We start from the raw sequence: 13,117 nt of genomic DNA on the forward strand, positions 1-13,117 counted from the left end.
GACGTTCGAGTCCGCTCCGTCGGTTCAGGAGGCAGGGGGAGACAGGGTGGTAACCCGTTACCGGCTGGATGAGGACCAGGGCCCCGACGACGGGATCGCCTGTGAGGCGTTGCCCAGAAGGGGGACCGCTCTCACCACGCGGGCGCCTGTCGTCCCGAGCGCACTGCCCAGTCGCGGTGCCCGGGGCGGAATGGGGGGTGCTTCGGAGGCCGGGCCCGGCGGGCTGGAGATCGGCGCGGGTGTGGGGCTGGTGGCTGGTGCCGCCGGTATCGGTTACATCGTTCTGAAGCGGCGACGCGAAGCCTGAGCGAGCGTCGTCGGCGCGGTGTCAACATTGAGGCCCTGACCGACGAGCTCGCCTATGCGCGTAGGACTAGAGGGCACCCTCTTGCACGGATTCCCGCGATTCCGGCTGATCCGGGCCGTCGGCCCGGGCGGCGGCGCGCAGTGCTGCCTCGACCCGGCGGTTGCTGGTCATGGTCGTCGTGACGGCGGTCATGGTGAGGAGGAGGCCGGCTGCGGTGTAGAGCGGGGTGCGTACGTCGTACGCGGTCGCCAGCCAGCCCCCGAGGAACGCGCCGAACGGGGCGGCGCACATGGCGAGCATGCGGGAGGTGGAGGCGACCCGGCCCATCAGGTGGGCGGGGACGATCGCCTGTCGCAGGGAGGGTCCGAGCACCATCGTGGCGCCCATGCCCGCTCCGCAGACGGCGAGCGCGAGGCCGGCGACGTACGGGTTCGGGGCTGCGGCCAGGCCCAGGATGGCGACTCCCTCGACTGCGGCCGTGCAGGTCAGCGCGGTGCCGGTGCCGAGTCGGCGGCCGAGGAAAGGGGCGATGCCCGCGCCGAGCAGACCGCCGGTGGCCTCCGCCGTGAGGAGCAGGCCGAAGCCGAAGGTGTCGATGCCGAGACGCTCGTGCGCGAAGAGGGCGAGCACCGTCTCCACGGCCAGGAAGGCGATGTTCCCGACCGCCGGACGGAGCGCGAGCCCGAGCAGCAACCGGTCACGGAACACATACGAGGCGCCGGCGCGCGCCTGCCGCAGCAGCGACTCACGGGCTTGCGGCACGGGCCGGGGCAGGGCGGGCAGCGACCGTACGATCAGGGCGGAGAGCGCGAACGACACCGCGTCGGCCAACAGCGGAACCGGCCGTCCGAGCGCGAGCAGGGCACTGCCCGCAGGTGGCCCCGCGAAGCCGGACGCGGCGGTCTGGGCCCCGCGCAGGCGGGAGTTGGCGCGCTCAAGGCGTGCGGGGTCGCGGCCAAGCAGGTCCGGCAGATAGGCCGTGGCGGCCGTGTCGAAGAAGAGCCCGCCGAGGCCGAGCAGGAAGGCGACGGCCGCGAGCAGCGCAATGCTCGGTACGTCGAGCGCGGCCGCTGCCGCCGGTATCGCGAGCAGCATCGTACGTGCCGCGTCGGTGACCCACATCGTGCGCCGACGGTCCCAGCGGTCCACCAGCGCACCGCCCAGCACCCCGAAGAGCAGCCACGGCAGCGTTCCGGCGGCCGTGACGACGGCGAGCGCCATCGGGTCCCGCGTCAACGTCAGGGCGAGCAGCGGCAGCGCGGCGTGCGACACCCCGTCGCCGAGCGAGGAAACCGTCTGCGCGGTCCACAACTGCCCGAAGCCCGTAGGCAACTTCCGTCCGTCCGACATCACTTGGCCTCCCCCTCGGCCTGAACTCGCGATGCCGGGTGGAACAGGGCGAAGACGAGCGACGCGTCCGGCAGCGCGGGGTCGGACAGCTCTCGGTACTCGTCCGCCAGCGCCTGAAGTCGCGCCCCCAGCTCCGCGAACTGCTCGTCGGTGAGCCGCAGATGGGCCATTCGTACGTGCCGTTCGCTCTCCGCCGGCGCCGCTTCCAGGTCGGCCACCGCATGCCGCATCAGCACATCCGGCCCGCCTTCGCCCGGATTTGGCAGCACGATCGACCGCGCGGCCATCGCGTAGTACCGCTCGGTGACCCCGCGGACCTTCCGCGTACGTACCACCTTCACCAGCCCGGCGCGTTCGAGCAGCCGGACGTGGTAGCTGGAACTCCCCTTCGCCAGGCCCACCCGCTCGGCGATCTGCGTGATCGTCGCGGGCTCGAAGCGGAGCACGGCCATGATCCGGTGGCGAGTGAGGTTGGAGACGGCGCGCAGCTGGTCGTCAGTGGTGACGTGGAACGTCTCGGGAAGATCATCGGTAGGCATGGGTCCAATGGTCAACACTTCTTGACCATTGCGCAAGGGGATTTCCGAGGGATTCGTGTGAACTGGTCCAGGAGGCGTGGGCGCGCTCGATGGCTCAGCGCGGCCTGCCGAGCTCGCGACCGTGGGCGAAGCCGCGTCGGCCGATCGAGGTCAGGGGCTTGTTTCCGCGCCTGCGGAGCAGGGCGGCACATGCGACGCACAGGCCCCGCAGAGTGGGCAGCGGAACGCTGCATTTCCCACTCTGCGGGGCCTGTGCACCCTTGCTGGTGCGGTGGTTATTCGCGTGCTCGTGTGTTCGCGTGCGCGGGGCAGTGCGTAACCCGTTCACGCGCTCACCGCCGCGCGACTGCCACGGGATCAACCGGCGCTGGAGCCAGCGGCGTTCACTCCCTCCAGGGAGTCACCGCGGCGACCGCCACCCCGTGGAGACGTGAGGCAGGATCAGAACAAGGTCTGGAAGCGGGTGGAGTCGCTGCGCAGGGGCAGGGCGTGGGCCGCTTCGAAGGGGTCGGTGGTGCTGTTGCGCCCGGAGTACAGGGCGGAGCCGGAGGAGCCGATGGCGTAGAGGTCGGCCACGCCCTTGCTGTTCTTGCCCGCCGGGATGATGTGCGTGTACTTCTGCCAGCCGCCGCCGACCTCGCGGCGGGCGGTGAAGGTGCCGTCGCCCTTGCCCAGGTACAGCCAGAGGACACCGTCCTTGTCGCGGGCGAGGAGGTCGCCGCCGGAGGCGCCGGCGATGTTGCCCGGCGCGGTGAGGAGGTTGTAGACCTGCCAGCCGCCGCCGATCTTCTGACGGGCCTTGAAGGGGGTGGTGGCATCGCCGGTGGAGGCGTAGAACCACAGCACCCCGGCCTGGTCGGTGGCGAGGAGGTCGCCCCGGCCGTCGCCGTTCAGGTCCGACCCGCCGGTGATCTGCGTGTAGATGTTCCAGCCGCCGCCTATCTTCGTGCGGGGCAGGAGCTTCTGGTGGTCGCTCTGGTGGAGCCACAGCACACCGTCACGGTCCCGGCCGACGACGTCGTCCGCTGCTGAACCCGCCAGGTTTCCGGGGGAGGCCATCAGCGTGTACGTGTTCCAGCCGGTGCCCAGCACGTCCGGCTTCGGGTCGTGGACGACCGGCGGGCAGCCCTCGTCGTCGCAGTCGGGGCTGTTGCCCATGGCGCGCAGGTGGCTGAGGTCGTACGCGCCCAGGTTGCCCGAGCTGTCGCGGACGAGGGCGTCCGCCTGCGCGTTGTCGTTGAAGTCGCGTGGTGCGGTGCCGCGCTCGACCGTGGTGGTACCGGTCTTCACGGCGGAGGGGCCGACGCCGGACGCCGGGCGGGCGGTCATCTTCCAGGTGTACTCGCCGTTGTAGGCACCGACCACCTGGTCGAAGTAGCCCTTCCAGTTGATGTAGGTGTCGTAATAGCTCCACAGCGACACCGTGCGGCCGGTGGCCACGTGGGTCAGGTCCAGCGAGACGCCCAGGTCCGGCTGGTTGGTCTCCCAGGTCACGCGCTTGTCGGTGCCGTCGAAGTGGAAGACGCTCGGAACGTTCGCCCCCTTCAGGATCATTTCCAGGGGATTCTGCCCGTCGCCGATCATGGTGGCCACGGGGGAGCCGCTCGCGTCGAGCGAGATGCGGAACAGCCCCTGGCCCTGCGCGAAGGTGCCGCCGGACACGAGCAGGGTCCCGTCGCCGGCCGGGGCCACATGACTCGCGAGGTCGAGGAGCGGCACCTTCCGGCCGTCCTTCAGCGACTTCAGGACGATCGGCTTGTTCGGATAGGTGACCCCGTCGACGACGACCTTGTCGTTGCCCGTGATCGCCAGCCAGTCGCCGCCCAGGGCGATCTGCGCGTGGTAGGGGAGGGTCTCGGCCTGCTTGGTCTTCCGGTCCACGATCCTGGTCTGGCCGGATGCCGGCTCCCAGAGCACGCGGTCGGGCGTGACCTGCGCGAAGCCGCTGTAGCGGTCGAGGTCGTACGTCTCGACGGTGGCGGCCGTGGCCACGTCGACCAGGGCGAGATAGAAGTCGCCGTCCGACGCCGAGGTCTGCACGGCGACGGTCCCGGGTGTCGAGCCATAAGGCGACCCCCAGGGCACACCGGCCGGCATCCCCGTCACCTTGCGGTCGACGACCTCGCCGCCGGGCGCCCGGCTCACCAGGTGGAGGTCGTGGGTGGCCGGGTCGACCATCACGAGCGTCGAGCCGTTGACCTCACGCAGTTTGTACGGGATGTCGATGACGACCGGGTCGCCGCCCTTGGCCATGTCGTGGATGGTGTGGCGGGTTCCTTCGCTCGCCACGACGATGTCGGCTCCGGCCGCGCCCTGGTAGGTGACCGCCGGGCTCTTCGGGAAGGGGGTGACGGCGCCGTCCGCGTACCGCGTCCAGGCGACGTCGTCCGTACGGACGGCGAGGAACCCGCTGGGCCCTGCGGTCGCGAGGACACTGTTGACGAACGGGAAAGTCGCGTTCCCGGCGCCCTGTCGCGCGGCTGCGGCGGCGCGGGCAGGAGCCGGCGTCGCGGCGTCGGCCGGGCCGTTGAGCGTGACGGCCGCGGTGGCGGCCAGGGCGACGGCGACGGCGGCACCGAGCCGCGACCGAGGGGTGCGAACGCGAGCGCGTGACATGGAATGAGCCTCCTCGTGAGGGATGCGCGTGTCCGGGCGGAGAACGCGACATCCACCAAGACCTATGAGGAGACTGGACGGTTGTACACCCTATGCAACTAATTATCCGGAACGGGGGCTTTGTGCTGGGTGGTTGAACGCCCTCTGGAACTAAGCCGGGCGGGTACGTACGCAAGTACGTACTTCAGTGGCCTCCCACATCTTCGACGCCTGGGCCCGACCTCGCGGTTGCAGGGATGTGGCTCGACTTTCGTGCGGTCACACCTGGCCGGGCGCTCTTTCGGCGGCCGGGCACCGAGTAGCCCCGATCCACCCGCGGCCAAGGCTCAGCCGAGGCCACGATGGGCGGCCCACAGCGTTCCGGCACGGGTGGCCGCGTCCGCGACCAGAGCTGCCAGTTCTGGTCGGTCGGGGACGGGGAACGAGACGTATGCGCCCCGACCACCGCCGACGGGTCGGCCATAGGCCTTTACGGCGAGGTGACCGTCCGGGAGAAGCCGGATGTTGAGTGTGGTGAGTTGGAAGGTTTCACCCCGTCGCGTGTCCGTCCAGCGGAGCGCCTGCGGGATCGTGACGTTGACCGCCAGAGCACTCACTTCCAGGTTGCCGCTCATGGACGGATGATCCCACGCGAGACGAGGCGGCCGCACGGATAGGCCCGTGGCCTGGAACTGGGGTTCCGTGGCGGGCGTTGGCAAGCAGCGCACACACCTGCCTGCGCCATCAGACCTGGGCGTGCACCCCAAGGGCTCGCAGTAGCCGGACCGCTGCGACCCGTTGGTGGCGCGGACGGTCCTGGGCCAGGAGCCGGCGGAGCAGCTCCCGCGGTATGTGGTCGGCGCACGGCAGCAGGGCGGCGGTCGCCTGCCGGACCACGGCCGCCGACGGGTCGTCCAGGAGCGGTCGTACGTCGTCGGCGCGCACCGCGTCCAGGGCCCGCAGCCCGGCCACCGCGCAGGCGCGCACCGCGGCCGCCGGGTGTGTGAGGAGGGCCCGGACCAGGTCCACGTCCTCACGCATCCCGCACTCGCCGAGGCCCACCACAGCGGGGGGCTGTGCCTCGGGGTCGGCGCACAGTGCGCGGTACAGCGGAACGGGGTCGATGCTGCCCTGCCGCAGCACCCAGCGGGCACACGCTCGTACGACGGCGGAGCGATCGCCGAGGTACGGCTCGGCATCGGCGTGCCGTCCGGTCCGGCGCAGTGCCGTCACCCCCGCCGACCTGACCCGGGACTGGCGGGAGGCGAGCAGCGGCACCACGACCTCGGTGAAACTGTTGGAACTGCCCTCGCCGAGTGTGGCCACGGCCGCTTGGGCACACAGGTCCTGCACGGCGACGTCTCGGTGCCGAGCGGCGGTCTGAGCGAGCCGCTCGGCGGGGAGCAGTCGGCGCTCGACGGCGACGCGGTGCGCCAGGCGGGCCGTGGCCCGGTCACCGCTGCCGAGCAGTGCCTCGGTGTGTGCGGCCGGCCCCGTACGCAACGCCTCCGTCAGCCGCTCCTGGGCGAATCCGCCTCGTCGGCGGCGACCGACTCGCAGGGTCAGCGGGGCGTGCGCGGCAAGCCGGTGCGGGGGCGTATCGGCGAGGCGTGCACGGGCTCGCTCTCGTACGGGCTCCGCCCAGTCCGCGCAGCGGATGATGACCAGCGCGAGCAGCGCGGGGTGGTCATCGGTGTGGTCCAGGGCGGCCGCGCGGATGCGGCCGTCGGGGTGGCAAAGGGCGAGGGCGAGTTCGGTCCCACCGGGCTTCCGGCGCCATGTGACGGTGGGCAGTGACGCGCCCGGATCCCACCTCAGCCGCCGCCTGGACAGCGACGCCTTCGAGTGGAACAGCTCCGGCCGCTGCCAGGCCAGTTGGCGCACCCAGAAGTCGAGACCGATCCAGGAATCCGGGTCCGTCACATCGAGCGCCCGGTCCAGAGCGACCCCGGCGGCAAGCCGCCTGACGGCCTCGTACGACTCGTCTCCGCTGGTCAGCATGGGTAGAGCCTAATCGGTGCCCGGCATGACGGGCGGAGAGGCTACCGAAGTCTCGATCGGGCGGCGCGCCCACAGAGAGATCAACCGGGCGATCTTGGCGCCTCGTGCTGTTCCTCTTACGGCAGGAGGTAACGATCATATGATCAGTCAAGAAGGCCGGAGTAGATCCTGCCCTGGGCCGCTCGGAGGATGGCTGCGATGCGCCACAGTGCTGGCGTTGGCAGTCGGCGCGGTGTTGCCTTCGGCAGGGTTGAGCGGCGCGGCGCCTGTCACACCCGGCCATGTCGCGTACCGCTCGCCACCGAGCGAGGCCGGACACGAGGTCATCGTCGACGGGGACCGTATCTCGACGGACACCATCCGTCGCGTCCTCGCGGGCGACGATCTGACTTTCACCTTGCCTGCGAGAACTTCCCAGAATCTCGCCTACGCCCGCCAAGGGGCCCTGGAACACCTCAGCGACGGCAACCAGCGGGTCTACGGCTGGAACCAGGCGCTGGGCCCCCTGCACCATGCCGCTCTCACCCCGGAGCAGCAGGTCGCATTCCAGAAGAACGTGCTGCGCTCACACGCGTCCGGTGTGGGCAAGCCCGTCCCGGAGCAGGTGACCCGGCTCGCTCTGCTGCTGCGGGCGAACACCATGGCCCGCGGGCACATGGGGGTGCGCCCCCAGCTCGTCCAGCGAATCGTGCGTTTCCTCAATGCAGGGGTCACTCCCGTGATTCCCCGCACCGGGCCGCTGGGCACCGGGGATCTGCAACCGATGGCGGAGGCGGGGCTCGTTCTCACGGGGGACCGGGCCACCCGGAACACCCGTGCCTGGTACCAGGGGAAGATGATGCCCGCGCATCAGGCGGTACGTGACGCGGGCCTGGGCGCGGAATTCGCCCTGGAATCGGGTGAAGCCCTGCCGTTGGTCAGCGGAAACAGCGTACTCACCGCCCGCTATGCCCATGACGTCGAGCGTGCCACCGGGCTGCTGGACCACACGGAGAGGGCATTCGCCATGTTCATGGAAGCGACCCGGGCAGAAGGCGGCTCTCTGGACGCCCGTACACACGCGGAGCGCAAGTTTCCCGAGCAGGCCAACGTGGCCAGGCGCATCAGAGAACTCGTCCACGGCAGCACCTGGATGACCGAAGAGGGCCGTCAGGCCTATGAAGCCCACCCCGAGACCCTGGGCAGCCATACGCCCCGGGTCCAGGACGCGGTGTCCGTGCGCGCCGCTCCCCACATCTTCGCGACCGCCCGGCAGACCATCAACGAGGCCTGGGCCATCATCACCAGCGAGGCGAACGCGTCGACGTCCAACCCTCTGCTCTTCTGCGACCGCTCCCGCTCCCGCTCCCGTTCCCCTTCTCCTTCCCCTTCCCCTTCCCGCCCCCGTTTCCGCTCCTGTGAGTTCGTCATGGGTGGCAACTGGGACGGCACACGCATCGGCCACGCCATCGACACGCTCAATGCCCAGATGACCGACGTGGCGCTGCTCCTCCACGCGTTGGGGGAGCGGCTGATGGGCAAGGAGTGGAGCTACGGCCTCACACCCAACTTGGTGGGAGTGTGGAGCGACGAGGACAAGGCGGGGCTGAACTCCGGGATGGTGCAGGTCGAGACCGTGGCCGCGGCGGTCATTCCTGAGATGCAGACCCGCGCTGCCCCTTCAGGCGTGCTCAGCCGTCCCGTCAAGGTCGGGCAGGAGGACCACAACCCGATGGCCGTGGCGTCCGTGCAGAACCTCGACGACAATCTCGAACGCTTCGAGAAGGTCCTCGCCGTCACCTTGATGATGACCGCGCAAGGCGTCGACATCGTCCAGCACATGAACCCGGCCAAGGGCGGCGACCCCTACATGAAGGGCTTGCCGATGGCGGAGAGGACCGAAGCCATCCAGCGGGAGATCCGCAGGGTGGTGCCGCGAGTGACCAAGGACGAGTGGTTGGCGCCGCACCTCAAGAACATGATTGCCTGGGTGCACTCCGCAACCGACCCCACGGCCGCGGAGGCACCCCGCAGGTCGACGTCAACGAAAGGGTCGTCCGTCCTGCCGCAAGCGCCCCATCACCCCTCCGCGAACAACCGACGTGGCACACCCGGCCGCCGGCCGTGACAGCCGCGCCCGCAGAGCTGTGGCTGGTATCAGCGACGTCGGCGGGAGGGATCTTGCATAGGGTTGGTCTTCTTGACCGGTTGGGACGGGGGAACGATGGGCGTACTGGTGGGATTTGTGGTGGGGCTCGCGGCCATAGGCGGGCGGACACCATCAGGACCGGAGGTGGCCTCGCCCCAGGCCCCGGCGGATCGCGATCTCCACGGGTGAGTACGCGCCGTCAGCCCGCTCCAGTTCGTACGGGGCGGTCGGCATCAGCGGTGGCTGGGCCATGAAGCGTGGCCGCGTCCCGTGGTGGGGCTGTGCCGCGTGCACCAGGAACGGGTGGCAGAGGAAGACGTCCCCGGGGGAACCGGTGGCGAGGACGAGCGGCCGCTGGGCGGATGCCGCCGCGAGGTCCGGCGCGATGGCCAGGACGCTCGCGCCCTTCTCCCCGTACGGCTCCAGCACCTTCGGCACGTCGAGGTGGGAGCCGACTCGGATCCGGGTCGGGGCATCCTCTTCCCCCACCTCGCTGAAGAGGAACAGCATCAGCAGCGCGCGGCCGCGTGAGCGGAGGTTGGTGAAGGGCCACGTCTCACCCTCCACCGCATAGCTCCCCTCGATGTGCCAGCCCGCGTCGTCGGGCTCCTCCTCGTGCGGGAAGCGCAGCGGGAAGGTGCCGAGCGAGTAGCGCGGCTCCCAGCGTCCGGCGCCGACCAGGAGGTCGTACGCCCGGTGCAGGTCAGGGGAGTTGGGTGCGGCGGCGAACGGTCCCTGTGCCATACCGCCCACCCAGTGCACGGGCCGCGTCCAGGTCTTCGGGTCGTCCGGATCGCAACCCGTCTCCCCCCACAGCAGCCGCGCGCAACTCGCGGCCACGCGGGGTGCGACGGCGCCCTCCAGCTTGACGAAGCCGTCGCGGAGGAAGCGGGATACCAGGGTCGTGTCGTCCATGCCTCCATCGTGCGGGGCCGCATGCCCCGGTGACCCGACACCTGCCGCACCGCTTTTCTCGGGTCCGGCATGCGCGGCCGCTTCTGGTTCAATCGATGGTCGGGATCTTGGAGGCGAACGTGCTGGAGCGGCTCAACCAGGCCATGGAGCAGATCGAGCGGCAGCTCGACAGCTCGGTCGACGTAGGCGAGCTGGCGCGGGTCGCGGCCACCTCGGAGTACCACCTGCGGCGGATGTTCTCGGCGCTGGCGGGGATGCCGCTGTCGGAGTACATCAGGCGTCGGAGGCTGACCGTGGCGGGCGCGGAGGTCCTGGCCGGTGAGCGGACGCTGCTGGAGATCGCGGTGCGGTACGGATACGGCTCGGGCGAGGCGTTCGCGCGGGCGTTCCGCGCGATGCACGGCGTCGGGCCCGGCGAGGCGCGGCGCACCGGCGCGGCACTCAGCTCCCAGCCCCGTATGAGCTTCCGCCTCATCATCGAGGGGAGCAGCAGCATGCGCTACCGCCTTGTGCGCAAGCCGCCGTTCAGCGTCGTCGGCGCGAAAACCCGGGTTCCGCTCGTGCACTCGGGGCCGAACCAGGCGATCATCGATTTCGTCCGCAGGACCAGCAGCGGCCAGTCCAGGGAACTGTTGGAGAAACTGTCCGACCAGGAACCGCACGGCATCCTCGCCATCTGCGACGACCTCGATCCCAGCCGGGCGGAGGGCACCGAGCTCGACTACTACCACGGGGTCGTCACCTCGGCGTCGGCGCCGCAGGGCATGGCCACGCTCCCTGTACCGGCCGGGACGTGGGCGGTCTTCGCCACCTCCGGGCCGGCGCCGCAGGCGATCCAGACCCTGTGGCGGGATGCGTTCACCGAGTGGTTCCCGTCGAACCCGTACCGGAGCCGCCCCGGGCCGGAGATCCTTCGTACGCGGATGTCCGCCGACGGCAGGGAGGCGGATGCCGAGCTGTGGCTGCCGGTGGAGCGGGAGGCCGATTGATCTACGGGTCCCTGCCTCGCCGTGTGCGCCGAGGTCGGTGTGCTGGTCCGGGGGGGGAGAGAGAAGCGGCGACCAGCCGGCCACCCGACCAGAGCGGCCGGCCTCGCCCGGTACGGTGCTCAACCGTATCCGGACGTACCGCTGCCGGCCGGGGCCAAGCCGTTTCCTGAATGGACGTCAGCCGTACATCGCCACGCGGAAAAGGGCGGCGAGCGCGTCGTCGATGGGATGGGGTTGCGGCCTGCCGGAGGCGTCGAGTCTGTTCCACCTCTGCATGTTCACCGCGACGGCCATTCCCCGTCGGCCGTCGGCGCGGGTCATGGCGAGCGTTCCGCCGCCCCAGACCGTGCCACCGTGGCCCCAGAAGGTGTCCTGGCCGGGGCTCTCTGTGGGGTGCAGGCCGAGGCCGTACTCAATCAACTTGCCCTCCTGGGAGACGACCGGGACGGTGCGCTGCATCTGGGCCAGCGACGACGGGCTGACGATGTCCCCGGCCAGCAGCTTGCCGTAGAAGCGGTTGAGGTCCGAGACGGTTGATATGAGGGAGGCCGACGGGCCCACCCATGACATGTCGTAGACGCTGTAGTCGCGCGGCGGGTCGATCATGCCGAACCACGCCTCGTAGAGCTGCGAGTGCGGACCGGCGACATGCGGGCCGGTGGGGAATCCGGTGTCGCGGAGTCCGGCGCGCTCGATGACGTTGCGGGTGATGTACTGCTCGGCCGTGATGCCGGTCGCTTGTTCCAGAAGTTCGACGAGGAGCAGGTAGTTGGTGTTGGAGTACACCCCCGGTGTGCCGCCCGGGGTACCGACAGGAGGTGCGGCGACCCCCATCCCGATCAGTTCGACGGGGTCGAACCGCGTGTACCGGTGGTCGTCCAGGCTCTCGGGCCCGGTGTCGGCGAGGACGGGGTAGGCCTTGAGGGAGGGGTAGGCATACGGGAGGTACTCGGCCAGGCCGCTGGTGTGATTGATCAGCATCCGGACCGTGATCGCTTCACCGCGCTCTCCGGGAACCAGCTTCGGAAGGTACTGTCCGATCGGTGTGTCGAGCCCGATCCGGCCGGCCTCGGCCTGCTGCATCACCGCGGCGGCGGTGAAGGTCTTGGTGATGCTGCCGACGCGGTGGCGCATGTCGGCGGTGACGGGGCGACCGGTGGTGACATCGGCGACCCCCGCGGCGCCTCGCCATACCTGGTCGCCGTCTCTGACCTCGGCGAACAGGCCCGGCATCCCGGCGCGGTGGACGGCTTCCACGGCCGCGTCCAGCGCTGCGCAATCGAGTGCGTTCTTCATGTGTCTGCGTCCTTTCGTCTCCCCGGGGCGAGCGCCGAATCCGTCGCCCGACCCCGGACACAAGGGCACGAGTCGGCACACCGCCCCAGCTCCTGGGCTGCTTGGCGCGCTCGTGTCCTCATTATGCACGCGGTGCGTGCAACACCAAGTGCATAGGTTAGGGTCGAGTCCGGTGAGAGGAGCGACATGGCAGCCCGTAGGCGTTGGTCGACCGAAGAGATCCTGGACGCGGCGACAGAGCTGCTGCGCACGAGCGACGCGGACTCGTTCAGCGTGCGCAAACTGGCCGCGGTCCTCGGGACCGATTCCTCCAGCCTCTACCGGCACTTCCGCAGCAAGACGGAACTGCTGCGCGCGGTCGCCGACCGGATCCTTCTCGCAGCCATGGACGGCCACCGCGCCGAGGGGGACTGGAAGCAGCGCATCACTGCTCTGGCCCTGCGCATAAGAGATGCCTTCGGCCAGCAGCCCCAGCTCGCCGCGGTCTGGGGGCGTTACGCGTCGGGCGGCGCGGGATCCCGGCTGGTCATGGAAGAGGTGTTGCAGGCGCTGCGCGCGTCCGGGTTGCGCGACGAGGAGATCCCGGTGCGCTACCACCGGATCGCGGTCCTGATCGCCGCGCTGATCACCTCCGAGGCCGGGGCCGGCGCGGTCACCCCGGAAGAGCACGAACAGGGCATGGAGCACTTCCGCGTGGCGGTACTGGGCGCCGACCCCGAACGCTTCCCCGCCCTCGCCCATTTCGCCCGCGACGTCCGCCCGCTCGGGTCGGACCGCGGCGCCGCCTTCGAGGAGATCCTGGCCGCCCAACTCGCCCACATCGAGAGCGCGATCAGCCCGGACTAGAAGCTTCCCGTACAGTCGCCGGGCCCGCCCACGCCCCGCTCGCTGCTCGCCAGCGGAAGAGTGCCGGTGGCGTGGAGCCCGGCCCGGTGGATGGCCGTGGCTTGCTTTCCCGAAGCGGATCTCGATGCAGCGTCCCGGAAACGGTCGGGCA

The 13,117-nt window shown here is 70.2% G+C and carries 10 protein-coding genes; 3 read left to right on the forward strand and 7 right to left on the reverse strand.

The window, feature by feature from the left end; genetic code table 11:
* Nucleotides 1-373 precede the first annotated feature (373 nt).
* From AC069K_RS02870 to AC069K_RS02890, 5 genes are all read right to left on the reverse strand, one after another.
* Nucleotides 374-1,657, reverse strand: a complete 1,284-nt coding sequence (locus AC069K_RS02870) for an MFS transporter (RefSeq protein ID WP_478611503.1) — start codon at nt 1,655-1,657, stop codon at nt 374-376.
* Nucleotides 1,657-2,196, reverse strand: coding sequence for an ArsR/SmtB family transcription factor (locus AC069K_RS02875; protein WP_478611505.1), 540 nt, complete (start codon nt 2,194-2,196; stop codon nt 1,657-1,659). Before AC069K_RS02875 ends, AC069K_RS02870 begins: the two co-directional genes overlap by 1 nt.
* 441 nt (nt 2,197-2,637) lie before the next feature.
* Nucleotides 2,638-4,812: a hypothetical protein gene (locus AC069K_RS02880; RefSeq protein ID WP_478611507.1), complete on the reverse strand. Its 2,175-nt coding sequence runs from the start codon at nt 4,810-4,812 to the stop codon at nt 2,638-2,640.
* Between the two features lie 326 nt (nt 4,813-5,138).
* Nucleotides 5,139-5,426, reverse strand: coding sequence for a hypothetical protein (locus tag AC069K_RS02885; RefSeq protein ID WP_478611509.1), 288 nt, complete (start codon nt 5,424-5,426; stop codon nt 5,139-5,141).
* Nucleotides 5,427-5,535: 109 nt separating this feature from the next.
* Nucleotides 5,536-6,792 (reverse strand): hypothetical protein, encoded by a 1,257-nt coding sequence (locus AC069K_RS02890; protein WP_478611511.1) that lies wholly within the window; start codon nt 6,790-6,792, stop codon nt 5,536-5,538.
* A 217-nt stretch (nt 6,793-7,009) separates the two neighbouring features.
* Here AC069K_RS02890 and AC069K_RS02895 point away from each other — a divergent pair, with 217 nt between their 5' ends.
* Nucleotides 7,010-8,899 (forward strand): HAL/PAL/TAL family ammonia-lyase, encoded by a 1,890-nt coding sequence (locus AC069K_RS02895; RefSeq protein WP_478611513.1) that lies wholly within the window; start codon nt 7,010-7,012, stop codon nt 8,897-8,899.
* Between the two features lie 153 nt (nt 8,900-9,052).
* On the opposite strand, the gene AC069K_RS02900 is transcribed toward AC069K_RS02895, so the two are convergent.
* Nucleotides 9,053-9,835, reverse strand: coding sequence for a phytanoyl-CoA dioxygenase family protein (locus AC069K_RS02900; protein ID WP_478611515.1), 783 nt, complete (start codon nt 9,833-9,835; stop codon nt 9,053-9,055).
* Between the two features lie 119 nt (nt 9,836-9,954).
* On the opposite strand from AC069K_RS02900, the gene AC069K_RS02905 reads away from it, so the two are divergent.
* Nucleotides 9,955-10,824 carry an AraC family transcriptional regulator gene (locus AC069K_RS02905; RefSeq protein WP_478612002.1) on the forward strand — a complete coding sequence of 290 codons (870 nt, stop codon included), beginning with the start codon at nt 9,955-9,957 and terminating at the stop codon, nt 10,822-10,824.
* A gap of 177 nt (nt 10,825-11,001) precedes the next feature.
* Here the strand turns inward: AC069K_RS02905 and AC069K_RS02910 are convergent, their stop codons facing one another.
* A complete protein-coding gene (locus AC069K_RS02910) occupies nt 11,002-12,120 on the reverse strand; it encodes a serine hydrolase domain-containing protein (protein WP_478611517.1) in 1,119 nt (372 codons plus the stop codon).
* A 186-nt stretch (nt 12,121-12,306) separates the two neighbouring features.
* Here AC069K_RS02910 and AC069K_RS02915 point away from each other — a divergent pair, with 186 nt between their 5' ends.
* Nucleotides 12,307-12,966 (forward strand): TetR/AcrR family transcriptional regulator, encoded by a 660-nt coding sequence (locus tag AC069K_RS02915; RefSeq protein WP_365109979.1) that lies wholly within the window; start codon nt 12,307-12,309, stop codon nt 12,964-12,966.
* Nucleotides 12,967-13,117 lie beyond the last annotated feature (151 nt).

It is taken from the genome of Streptomyces sp. NPDC043908 (assembly GCF_056435525.1).

Coding starts and splice junctions, on each gene's coding strand:
- AC069K_RS02890 (WP_478611511.1), bottom strand. CDS start 6,792: ATGCTGACCAGCGGAGACGAGTCGTACGAGGCCGTCAGGCGGCTTGCC.
- AC069K_RS02910 (WP_478611517.1), bottom strand. CDS start 12,120: ATGAAGAACGCACTCGATTGCGCAGCGCTGGACGCGGCCGTGGAAGCC.
- AC069K_RS02880 (WP_478611507.1), bottom strand. CDS start 4,812: ATGTCACGCGCTCGCGTTCGCACCCCTCGGTCGCGGCTCGGTGCCGCC.
- AC069K_RS02885 (WP_478611509.1), bottom strand. CDS start 5,426: ATGAGCGGCAACCTGGAAGTGAGTGCTCTGGCGGTCAACGTCACGATC.
- AC069K_RS02875 (WP_478611505.1), bottom strand. CDS start 2,196: ATGCCTACCGATGATCTTCCCGAGACGTTCCACGTCACCACTGACGAC.
- AC069K_RS02870 (WP_478611503.1), bottom strand. CDS start 1,657: ATGTCGGACGGACGGAAGTTGCCTACGGGCTTCGGGCAGTTGTGGACC.
- AC069K_RS02900 (WP_478611515.1), bottom strand. CDS start 9,835: ATGGACGACACGACCCTGGTATCCCGCTTCCTCCGCGACGGCTTCGTC.
- AC069K_RS02915 (WP_365109979.1), top strand. CDS start 12,307: ATGGCAGCCCGTAGGCGTTGGTCGACCGAAGAGATCCTGGACGCGGCG.